The sequence below is a fragment of the Stenotrophomonas sp. 01N47 genome (assembly GCF_056399165.1).
In genome coordinates this window covers 1-420 of record NZ_JBFTQU010000073.1, presented here as the reverse complement: position 1 = coordinate 420, position 420 = coordinate 1, and the positions used below count along the sequence as shown (strand labels likewise).

The 420-nt window shown below is 62.6% G+C and carries 1 pseudogene; it reads right to left on the bottom strand.

From position 1 onward, the window contains the following. A pseudogene (locus AC1DKR_RS21270) lies at positions 1-420 on the bottom strand (urocanate hydratase); the annotation flags it as partial.

Here is a 420-nt window from a genome sequence, read left to right as displayed (position 1 = left end):
ACAGTGCAGCCCAACGGAACGGGCCGATGCCACGGCAGAACAGTGGACGGATGTAAGCCGGTACGAAACCCGGGAAGTCGAATGCGTTTTCCACGCCTTCTTCTTGCGCCATCTGACGGATGTTGTTGCCGTAGTCGAAGGTCGGCACGCCCATTTTCTGGAAGTCCAGCATCGCTTTAACGTGCACGGCCATCGATTGCTTGGCGGCCTTGACCACGGCAGCAGGTTCGGTCTTGGCGCGAGCGCGGTATTCGTCCCAGGTCCAGCCGGCCGGCAGGTAGCCGTTGAGCGGGTCGTGGGCGCTGGTCTGGTCGGTGACCATGTCCGGGCGCACGCCACGACGGACCAGTTCCGGGAGGATTTCCGCAGCGTTGCCCAGCAGGGCGATGGAGATCGCCTTGCCTTCGGCAGTGTATTTGG